This window comes from Bacillus sp. FSL K6-1106 (genome assembly GCF_038005245.1).
Classification (GTDB): domain Bacteria; phylum Bacillota; class Bacilli; order Bacillales; family Bacillaceae; genus Bacillus; species Bacillus altitudinis.
Genome location: NZ_JBBOSV010000005.1, coordinates 21,460 through 30,886 on the forward strand (window position 1 = coordinate 21,460; position 9,427 = coordinate 30,886).

Here is a 9,427-nt window from a genome sequence, read left to right on the forward strand (position 1 = left end):
ATAAAAACCGGCACCTTGCTGCCGGTTTTCTTGAACTTATGGTCGATGGTGCTGTGGTTTTTTTAGTAATGGAACAAACCCGTTATTTTTTAAATGATTGTAATGTTCATCCATTCGTTTTGTGATGTGCGTGCCTTGTTCCTTCGTTAACACACCATACTGAACGTATTTTTCAATCACTTCTTTTCGTTTAGACAAAATTTGCTGTTCAAGAACTTCAATTTGTTTTTGTTGCTCTGTCGTTAATTTTACTTGATGCGTGACGGGGCGCTTTTCCATTTGGGGTGTTTCTCCATGAGCCGTATTCACCTGAAAACCAAATAATAGCACCATCGTTAGTAAGATCAAACCACTTGTTTTTTTCATCTCTGTCGTTCCCTCCTTTATTCGATTTTAATTTGCACACTCTTTCCTTTTTTATACATTATTCACAGCATCAAATTGCACATAATATTCTTACTTTTTCGCTTTTCATCTGAAAACGTTGTCCTAACTGAAAAAGCGTGCTATGTTTTGTTTTGTATAAAAAATAGAGGAGGATTCTTAAATGAGTCGTTTTTATCATAGAAAACCTATATGGGTGCTGCTTGTTGTGTCTGCTCTCATGCTTGTCATGTCTGCTTGCAATCAATCAGGCTCATCTCAGTCTGGAGAATCAAAGTGGGATCAGATTCAAAAGAAAGGGAAAATCGTGGTCGCTACTTCAGGCACCTTGTATCCTACGTCTTACCATGATACATCGAACGGCAAGGATCAATTGACTGGCTATGAAGTGGAAGTCGTCAAAGAAGCATTTAAGCGCCTTGACGTAAAAGTAGAATTTAAAGAAATGGGTTATGACGGTATGCTCAGTGCCATTAATTCAGGTCAGGTGGATGCCGCTGCAAACGATATCGACATCACAGATGACAGGAAAGATAAGTTCGCCTTTTCAACACCTTATAAATACTCCTATGGAACCGCTATCGTTAGAAAAGATGATCTGTCAGGTATTAAAACGCTAAAGGATTTAAAAGGAAAGAAAGCAGCAGGTGCTGCAACGACCATCTATATGGATGTTGCCCGTAAGTATGGTGCAAAAGAAGTCATCTATGATAATGCCACAAACGAGCAATATTTAAAGGATGTCGCAAATGGCCGTACAGATGTCATTTTAAATGACTATTACTTACAAACACTGGCGCTTGCCGCATTCCCTAAGCTAAATATTACGATCCATCCAGACTTAAAATACATGCCGAATGAACAAGGGTTTGTGATGAAAAAAGACAATACAGAGCTTCAAAAAGAATTAAATCGTGTATTAAAAGAGATGAAAAAAGACGGAACCATGAAAAAGATTTCAGAGAAATTCTTTAATCATGCTGACGTCTCAAAGAAAATTGATGTTGATGTCGAAGATGTCGACATTTCTAAATAAGGAGCCGCAGACGTGGGAGATATTCATTTAGAATATATCTTTAATCCTGCACTGGCAAAAGCGTCATTTCCGTTTGTGATGAAAGGCATCTGGCTGACGCTGCTCATTTCTTTTGTGAGCATGTTTTTTGGTACGATTCTAGGCTTTTTTATTGCCCTTGCTAGGATGGCAAATACGTGGTTCCTTCGGCTGCCTGCACGGCTGTATATTTCATTTATGCGAGGGGTTCCCATTCTGGTCATTTTGTTTATCCTTTATTTCGGATTCCCTTACATCGGCATTGAATTTACAGCTGTCACTGCTGCTATTATTGGATTCAGCTTCAATAGCGCTGCATACATTGCCGAAATTAACCGGGCGGCTCTCTCCTCTGTTCCAAGTGGTCAAGTGGAAGCCGCCAAATCACTTGGTCTCAGCTATTGGCAAACGATGCGTGGAGTCATTTTGCCTCAATCCGTGCGCATTGCACTGCCGCCCCTGACCAACGTCATGCTTGATTTAATCAAAGCTTCCTCACTAGCGGCAATGATTACTGTGCCCGAACTCTTCCAGCAAGCAAAAATTGTGGGTGGACGAGAATTCGATTATATGACCATGTATATATTGGTTGCCTTGATTTACTGGGGCATATGCAGTGTGGTCTCATTGCTCCAAGACTTTTTGGAAAAACGCTATGCAAAATATCTATAACAACAAAAAGCAGATCCATTGGATCTGCTTTTTAATGTATCAGCCATAACCACACATACAACCCCAATAACGTGATGATCAGCGTTGGTATGGTTAGAATGATTCCAGCTTTCATGTATGCTCCCCAAGAAATATGCACACCTTTTTTCTTCAAGACATGAAGCCACAGCAATGTCGCCAATGAACCGATTGGGGTCATTTTTGGACCAAGGTTTGAGCCGATGACGTTGGCATAAATCAGTGCATCTCTCATCACACCTGCTGTATCTGTGTGACCGATGGCAATCGCATCAATTAAAACGGTTGGGAGGTTGTTCATGACAGAAGATAACACGGCTGCCAGAACCCCCATAAACATCGTTCCCGCAAGTAAACCGTGTGACGCCCCCTGTTCAATCCACGCCGCTAAAATTTCTGTCAGGCCGACATTTTTCAGCCCATACACCACGACATACATGCCGATAGAGAAAAACACAATCGACCACGGTGCTTCTTTGACGACTCGTTTTGTCGCTACTTGTGGACTCCGTTTTGCCAGCCATAAGAAAGCAATGGCAATGCCTCCTACAATGATTGACACCGGAATGCCTGCCAATTCCCCAGCAAAATATCCAACAAGCAAGCACCCTAACACATACCAAGATAACCGGAACATGCGCAGATCACGAATGGCCGAAGCTGGTTCCTTCGCCTGCGAAACATCGTACGTTTTCGGGATGAGTTTCCGATAAAACACATACAGCACAAGCATACTAGCGCCAAGCGATACAAGGTTTGGGACGAACATGTTTGCTGTATATTCAAGAAAGCCAATATGAAAATAATCGGCTGATACGATATTGACCAAGTTACTAATGACAAATGGCAAAGACGTCGTATCTGCAATAAAGCCGCTTGCCATGACAAATGGCAGGATCATACGCTCATCCAGCTTCAGCGCTCTGACCACAGATAAAACGATCGGGGTTAAGATAAGTGCCGCTCCATCGTTGGCAAAAAAAGCTGCTACCACAGCGCCGAGCAATGTTAAATAAATAAACATGCGGACCCCGTTCCCTCTTGCGGCTTTTGCCATATGAAGTGCCGCCCATTCAAAAAAACCAATCTCATCTAAAATCAATGAAATGATGATAATTCCAATAAATGCAAAGGTGGCGTTCCAGACAATTTGGGTAACTTCCCATACATCGCCCAAATGAACGACCCCAAAAGCAAGAGCAAGAATCGCTCCCCCGCACGCTGACCATCCAATGGTTAAACGTCCTGGCTGCCAAATGACAAGGACGAGGGTCATGATGAAAATTAAAATGGCCAAGGTGACTGATCCCAAAGGTGGCCCTCCTTTCACTTTCCTCATAAAATCTTTATCTATCATACAACGAAATAAGGCAATTGTATGCCATTTTATGATCTCGCATAAAAATCCGCAGGTCATCCTTTGCACCTGCGGAGTCCACGTCTATTGATCTTTTTTCATCAGCATCAATTCAATAAATAACTCACATCGCTGGCTAAAATGACTTAAATCAATAGACGTCATTTCAAAAATTTGTTTCATTCGATAGTTTAATGTATTTTGATGAATAAACAACTGCTCTGCAGCTGGTTTTAGCTTGCAATTATTCAATAAGTAGACCTCTAAGGTTTTTAAAAATGATGTTTGGCTGTCACGGTCTTTTTCCTTTAGGCGCAACAAATCTGGATTAAAGTCGTTTTTCTTTTTTTGGTGACTGTAAATCGAGTCTAAGAACCGGAAGACCCCCAAATGCTCGTAATCGTATGGAATCAATTCCTGTCCGCCGACAATCTTCACTGCTTTCACGACTTCTATCGCTTCAAATCGACTTGTGCTCATTTTCATGACATCTCGATATTCTCTTCCCATCCCAATATATAAAGGAGATGGGTGTGTATGCGTTTTCGATTGAAGATGGGCGACGACATCCGCAGCGGTCGCTTTTGGTGAGTGGCGATCTGACAAACTGCCTAATATCACGACGATGTCTGCTTGCACAGAGTAGACGTGATTGACCTTGTCTTCTAGCTGTAAATAGGTTCTAATCATATCCTTCACATCTTCTGCCGTCTCACTTTTGTTATCGGCGGGATGAACAACCATCACAGTAAAGACAGCTGGCAGTGGAATGCTTAAATTCTCAGCTTCCCATTTCAGCTCTTCTTCTGTATAAAAATGATCATCCATGACCTTTTTGAAGAACTCTTCAATCTTGCCTTCCTTTTTCTCCAACTGTTTCTTATTTTTATAAATAACTTTTCCAACTTGAAACGATGCCTCGTGTAAAAATTGCAGCTCCTCTTGAGAGAGAGAATCTTCAATGTCCTGCACCCAAATAAAGCCGACAACCTCTTGTTTGTGTTTGGCGCTCACAGCCACTCGTCGATTAAACCCGAGCTCCTCATGACCATTCACATAAAAAGGATTTGAATCTGTATATAGCTGCTCAATGACCCCTGTTTTTTTTAACCAATCCACCACAGCTCCCGGGCATTCCTTTGAGAAAATGGTTTGCTGATTGACTGGGTCGAACTGCTGGATGCTGTAAGAATTATAAGCAAGCAGCTGACATTCAGTACTTTCTAAAATGACTGGTTTTTTTAAATACCCACTAATAAATGCAATTAATTTATCGACATCAAAAAATGTATGAAGCTTTTCTAATATCTCTTCCATCCCGATTGCTCCCTGAATAAGTGATACATTTATCATACTTCTTTCCAGTCATATTTGTATAGAAACAAGTCGTAGACAGGTAAAAAAAGCATGAACTCGCCTGCACGAGTTCATGCTTTTCCATATTAAAACATTTCGCTGATCGTTTTGGCCTGCATGTGCAGAGCAAGATAATCTGGTCCGCCTGCTTTTGAATCAGTTCCTGACATTTTAAAGCCACCAAATGGGTGGTATCCCACAATCGCTCCCGTACAGTTACGGTTAAAGTAAAGGTTCCCGACATGGAACTCCTGCTTCGCACGGTTGATGTGATCACGATTATTTGTAATGACCGCACCGGTTAACCCGTATTCTGTGTTGTTGGCTACTTCAAGCGCCTCATCAAAGCTTGAGACTTTTGAGAAAGCTAGGACAGGTCCAAAGATTTCTTCTTGCATTAAACGAGATGTTGGCTCTAGATCTGCAAACACGGTTGGATGAATGAAGTACCCTTCTGAATCATCACTTGTTCCGCCAGTGACTAGACGGCCTTCTTGCTTGCCAATTTCGATATATTCCGTGATCTTGTCAAAGGAAGCTTGATCAATGACAGGTCCCATGTACACATCAGCTGATAACGGATTCGCTGTTGTTTTCGTTTCTGTGATTTCTTTCACTCGCTCAACGACTTGGTCATACAGCTTCTCGTGGACGACAGCACGAGATCCAGCTGAACATTTTTGACCTGAGAACCCGAAGGCTGATGTGAAAATGGCGTTAGCGGCTAATTCAACATCTGCATCCTCATCTACAACCACGGTATCTTTACCGCCCATTTCAGCAATGACACGCTTTAAATGCTGTTGTCCTGGCTGTACTTTTGCCGCACGTTCAAAAATACGTGTGCCCACTTCTCTTGATCCAGTGAATGTAATGAGGCTTGTTTTTGGATGATCTACTAAGTAATCTCCAACTTCTGCTCCGCTACCTGGCACGAAGTTGACAACACCTTTCGGAAGACCTGCTTGCTCCAGTTCTTCTACAAAGCGGGCAGCAATGACAGGCGTCGCACTTGCTGGCTTTAATACGACTGTATTCCCTGTGACGATTGGTGCAACGGTTGTTCCTGCCATGATTGCAAACAAGAAGTTCCATGGTGGAATGACAAGCGTCACGCCAGTTGGTGTGTACACATATTGATTGCGTTCCCCATCGCGACTGTTCACCGGTTTGCCTTTCGCAAGCTCTAGCATTTGACGGGCATAATACTCTAGGAAGTCAATGGCTTCTGCTGTATCTGCATCTGCTTCATTCCAAGGCTTCCCTGCTTCTTTTACGAGAAGGGCTGAATACTCATGCTTTTTACGGCGAATGCTTGCCGCAGCGCGGAATAAGACGCCGGCTCTTTCTTCTGGAGACGTGTAGCGCCATGTTTCAAACGCTTTTGCCGCAGCTTGAATCGCTTGCTCTGCCTCTTCTTTCCCAGCTTTTGATACGGTACCCACGACTTCTTCCTTCTTCGCCGGATTGATCGAGACAATCTTGTCTGTTGTTTCGATTCTTTCTCCATTAATCACAAGCGGATAGGTTTGCCCAAGTGATTCTGTTACTTTGGCTAATGCTTGTTCAAACGCTTGGCGATTTTCTTCCTGGCTAAAATCCGTGAATGGTTCATGCTTGTAAGGTGTTGTCATCTTTGTCACGCTCCCGTTTCAAATTATTTTCTCGTCATCCCTTTTAAAGCAAATGCAATGTTTGCTGGTCGTTCTGCAAGACGTCTCATGTAGTAGCCATACCACTCTCGTCCATACGGGGTGTAGACCCTCATTTGATAGCCTTCCTTCACGAGTGCTTGCTGCGTTTCTGATCTCATGCCATACAGCATTTGAAATTCAAACTGACTTGTCTGTATATTGTGTTTTTTCACAATATGTTTCGTAAATTCGATCATTTGATCGTCATGTGTCGCAATGGCTGTATAGTTCCCTGAGAGTAATTGCTTTTCGATCAACTTCTTGTAATTCTGATCGACGTCTTTTTTGTTTGGATACGCCACTTCGGCGGATTCCTTATAGGCACCCTTTACAAGTCTTAAAAATGGCTGCAACTCATTTAGGTCATCAAGATCTTGTTCTGTTCTGTACAAATACGCCTGCAAAACCGTACTGACATACTCATATTGAGATTTCATTTCTTTAAAAATGTCCAGCGTTTTTTGACAGCGCTGTTCATCCTCCATATCAATTGTCACCATAATACGGTGTTTCTCTGCTGTATCTAAAATGCTTTTCATATTGCGATACACAAGGTCATCGTCAATATCTAAGCCAAGCGATGTCATTTTAAGTGACACGTGGGAATTGAGTCCCGCCTCTGCAATTCGCTGAATGGTTTGAATACACTCATTCGTCCGCTCATTTGCAATCTCTGCCTTTGTGACAAACTCACCGAGGTGATCAACCGTTACGGCCATACCTTGATCGTTTAATCGTTTGATGACAGGGATAGCGCTCTCAAAATCCTTCCCACCGATGATTTTCTTTGATGCAACAGCACTTCCCCAATTACGAGCAATATGGTTCAAGAGACTGCTCTTTGACAAAAACAAGAAGAAATTTCTTGTGACCGACTCCATAAAGGGCACCTCCCACTCTTTGTAAGCTATGTCTTTATTGTAAGGCTCATGAGCTGTCCGCTACAATATTTGAAGATGACAAAAATTCTGACTTTTTTTGTGGTTTTATCACAATAAGAGATAAAAAAAGAGTCTGCCGCTATCCGGCTGACTCTCCCCTCCTACGCCCACACCTCATCAAGGGTAGACTGCAAAAGCTCATTTAATTCTTGCATTAGATTGTCCTTCGGCTGATTGTAGCTTTTCACCAATTCATCAAAACGCGCCAGCTCTTGATCAATAAATGGATGGACATGAGCGAGACGGTTCTCTACATCCATTTCTTCACCGTCCATTTTACGTTTGAGCAGTTCGTGAATTTCTGCTAACAGCGGGCCTTCCTCCACTAGCTCCTTGAGTAATTCATGAAAGTCCATTGGTGGAACTGTTCGGTAACGTTCAATCCACTGACAGGCAAGCAGCGGACGAAGCACATAGAAATACTTCTTGATTCGCACCTGCTCTCCTCGTAAATGCCGGCTTTCATTCCGCTTCGCCATATTGAGGTAATGATACATCAAAGCCGCAGGGTAAAACGCTCGATCCTTTAATTCTCTTAGCTCCTTTGCCAAAGAGAAAGATTCAGCATAGATGATATCAGAAGACAGCCATTCCATAATGGACGGATTTGATTTATTGAATAGGCGCAGTGCCTTTCTAAGCTCCCAGCCGCTGATATCAAGCATGTCATCAATCGGTCGTTCTATGACATCACGATGCTCTTCCATCGCCCAATACCATTCTTTCCGGGGAACATATAAAAAGCGAACATCATAATCACTATCGGTCGAGGGAAAACCCCATGCCCTGCTGCCCGATTCAACGGCAAGACAAATCTTGACGTCATACGTTTCTTCGATGATTTTCAGCTCTTCCTTAATTCTCTCTCTCAAGTGTCCATCAACTCTTTCTATAGAATTCTGCATGACTTCTTCACCTTTTGGGAAAATACGAATAAGACATATATGAAAAAGGAGTTGGATCTGATGTCTATATCTCGCATTATGAAATGGATCACTGGGATTTTTGAAGCTTGCCTTGCTATCCCTGTGATCGGAGGTCTATTCGTTATCAGCAATGGCTATTCACCGCTCATGGTCATGCTTATTCTGCATATTATCACACTCGTCTTATCGAAGCGAGACCAGGGACCAATGATTGGAAGTATCATTGGAATTGTCACATCCTGCCTTGCATGGATTCCGATTCTCGGATTCATCCTTCACATCATTACAGCCCTTGCCCTGATCGTTACAGCATTAGTGCCTGATGAAAAAACAAGACAGAACACCAGTTATTAAGCTGATCGCTCCAATAGCTGAAAAAGACAAAGAGCTAAAATGAATGTCATTTTAGCTCTTTGTCATGCTCTTATGTTGATAGAAGCAAATGCTTTTGTAAAAAGGACAGCTTCTCTGTTTGAAAAGCAGGAATAAACTCGTGCCCAAAATATCGGTACACTTTCAGCTCTTTATCTGTTTCTAAATGATTGTATGCCGCAAACACGGTGGATGGCGGTGTCACTTGATCAATCAGACCGATCGCCATCAATGTTGGCTGTTTCACCCAGCCGGCTAAATTGATTAAATCAAAGTAACTTAATGTCTCAAATACCTTTTCTTCAGCTTCTGGATCACTGTTTCTGCGAAAGTATGAATTGATTTCTAAATAAGGCTGCTCCAAGGCAACATCAACTGCACGCTCAAAATTTGATAAGTAAGGATAGTCTGCCGCAACGACTTTTGGAATGTCTGAAAGGGCTGCGGCCGCAATCGCTAACGCACCCCCCTGACTTCCACCGATCACGCCGATACGGTGTTCATCTACTTCGGGGAAAGACTGAATGACTTCAAGTGCACGAACAGCATCTAGAAAAACACCTCGATAATAGTACGTATCCTTCGATAAAATGCCTTTTGTCATCCACCCTAATGCATGCCCGCCTGGCGTCACTGATGTGTCTTCACTGCCA

The 9,427-nt window shown here is 42.6% G+C and carries 10 protein-coding genes; 3 read left to right on the plus strand and 7 right to left on the minus strand.

Features of this window, described 5'->3' with window-relative positions; translation table 11 throughout:
- Nucleotides 1–36: 36 nt before the first annotated feature.
- A complete protein-coding gene (locus MHI20_RS19065) occupies nucleotides 37–366 on the minus strand; it encodes a YckD family protein (protein WP_024718960.1) in 330 nt (109 codons plus the stop codon).
- A gap of 238 nt (nucleotides 367–604) precedes the next feature.
- On the opposite strand from MHI20_RS19065, the gene MHI20_RS19070 reads away from it, so the two are divergent.
- Both MHI20_RS19070 and MHI20_RS19075 read left to right on the plus strand, forming a co-directional pair.
- Nucleotides 605–1,420 carry a transporter substrate-binding domain-containing protein gene (locus tag MHI20_RS19070; RefSeq protein ID WP_370529221.1) on the plus strand — a complete coding sequence of 272 codons (816 nt, stop codon included), beginning with the start codon at nucleotides 605–607 and terminating at the stop codon, nucleotides 1,418–1,420.
- A gap of 12 nt (nucleotides 1,421–1,432) precedes the next feature.
- Entirely contained in the window at nucleotides 1,433–2,110 is a 678-nt protein-coding gene (locus tag MHI20_RS19075; protein WP_008347854.1) for an amino acid ABC transporter permease, read from the plus strand.
- 31 nt (nucleotides 2,111–2,141) lie between these two features.
- Here MHI20_RS19075 and MHI20_RS19080 read toward each other — a convergent pair whose 3' ends face one another.
- The 5 genes from MHI20_RS19080 to MHI20_RS19100 form a co-directional block, all read right to left on the minus strand.
- Nucleotides 2,142–3,440 carry an arsenic transporter gene (locus MHI20_RS19080; protein ID WP_008342056.1) on the minus strand — a complete coding sequence of 433 codons (1,299 nt, stop codon included), beginning with the start codon at nucleotides 3,438–3,440 and terminating at the stop codon, nucleotides 2,142–2,144.
- A 129-nt stretch (nucleotides 3,441–3,569) separates the two neighbouring features.
- Entirely contained in the window at nucleotides 3,570–4,802 is a 1,233-nt protein-coding gene (locus tag MHI20_RS19085) for a PucR family transcriptional regulator (protein ID WP_326377266.1), read from the minus strand.
- A 125-nt stretch (nucleotides 4,803–4,927) separates the two neighbouring features.
- A complete protein-coding gene (pruA, locus tag MHI20_RS19090; protein WP_058336343.1) occupies nucleotides 4,928–6,475 on the minus strand; it encodes an L-glutamate gamma-semialdehyde dehydrogenase in 1,548 nt (515 codons plus the stop codon).
- A gap of 23 nt (nucleotides 6,476–6,498) precedes the next feature.
- Nucleotides 6,499–7,416: a proline dehydrogenase family protein gene (locus tag MHI20_RS19095; protein ID WP_024718963.1), complete on the minus strand. Its 918-nt coding sequence runs from the start codon at nucleotides 7,414–7,416 to the stop codon at nucleotides 6,499–6,501.
- Nucleotides 7,417–7,577: 161 nt separating this feature from the next.
- A complete protein-coding gene (locus tag MHI20_RS19100; RefSeq protein ID WP_082626997.1) occupies nucleotides 7,578–8,381 on the minus strand; it encodes a nucleotidyltransferase domain-containing protein in 804 nt (267 codons plus the stop codon).
- Nucleotides 8,382–8,441: 60 nt separating this feature from the next.
- Between MHI20_RS19100 and MHI20_RS19105 the strand changes: the two genes are divergently transcribed.
- Nucleotides 8,442–8,756 carry a hypothetical protein gene (locus MHI20_RS19105; protein ID WP_008342068.1) on the plus strand — a complete coding sequence of 105 codons (315 nt, stop codon included), beginning with the start codon at nucleotides 8,442–8,444 and terminating at the stop codon, nucleotides 8,754–8,756.
- Between the two features lie 70 nt (nucleotides 8,757–8,826).
- On the opposite strand, the gene MHI20_RS19110 is transcribed toward MHI20_RS19105, so the two are convergent.
- Nucleotides 8,827–9,427: acetylxylan esterase (locus MHI20_RS19110; RefSeq protein WP_340940702.1), on the minus strand; the 601-nt coding region annotated here is incomplete at its 5' end.

Bases quoted from the DNA above. Each gene is read 5' to 3' on its own strand.
- MHI20_RS19065 (WP_024718960.1), bottom strand. From the start codon at position 366: ATGAAAAAAACAAGTGGTTTGATCTTACTAACGATGGTGCTATTATTT.
- MHI20_RS19070 (WP_370529221.1), top strand. From the start codon at position 605: ATGCTTGTCATGTCTGCTTGCAATCAATCAGGCTCATCTCAGTCTGGA.
- MHI20_RS19085 (WP_326377266.1), bottom strand. From the start codon at position 4,802: ATGGAAGAGATATTAGAAAAGCTTCATACATTTTTTGATGTCGATAAA.
- pruA (WP_058336343.1), bottom strand. From the start codon at position 6,475: ATGACAACACCTTACAAGCATGAACCATTCACGGATTTTAGCCAGGAA.
- MHI20_RS19095 (WP_024718963.1), bottom strand. From the start codon at position 7,416: ATGGAGTCGGTCACAAGAAATTTCTTCTTGTTTTTGTCAAAGAGCAGT.
- MHI20_RS19100 (WP_082626997.1), bottom strand. From the start codon at position 8,381: ATGCAGAATTCTATAGAAAGAGTTGATGGACACTTGAGAGAGAGAATT.
- MHI20_RS19105 (WP_008342068.1), top strand. From the start codon at position 8,442: ATGTCTATATCTCGCATTATGAAATGGATCACTGGGATTTTTGAAGCT.